This window comes from Streptomyces hilarionis (assembly GCF_024539675.1).
Lineage (GTDB): Bacteria > Actinomycetota > Actinomycetes > Streptomycetales > Streptomycetaceae > Streptomyces > Streptomyces hilarionis.
This window is the reverse complement of record NZ_JAHHIT010000887.1, coordinates 1-238: the sequence shown is the minus strand read 5'-3', so window position 1 is coordinate 238 and position 238 is coordinate 1. Positions and strand designations below refer to the sequence as shown.

General features: G+C 57.6%; 1 protein-coding gene. It reads right to left on the bottom strand.

The annotated features are described in order from the left end of the window. Window positions 1-238: hypothetical protein (locus tag KMS84_RS44870; RefSeq protein WP_256921672.1), on the bottom strand; the 238-nt coding region annotated here is incomplete at both ends.

Genomic DNA, 238 nt, shown 5'->3' with positions numbered 1-238 from the left:
CCTGCATTGTGGCTCCAGCGCCTGGCGCGCATCGCTGCCACCTGATCATCGGTGGCGAATTTGCCTTGATCGGCCTCTTTTACTGCCAGCTCGATCTGAGCGGTCAGCGTTTTTTCGTGTTCGATGTAGTCGCGAAGAACGTCCATCGCCAGGTAGGTCGCAGTCTGGCCGTTGGTTTTGGCCAGGTCGGCGAGAGAGTTGGACAGGTCTTCCGGGAGGTTCAGAGATATTCCAGTCA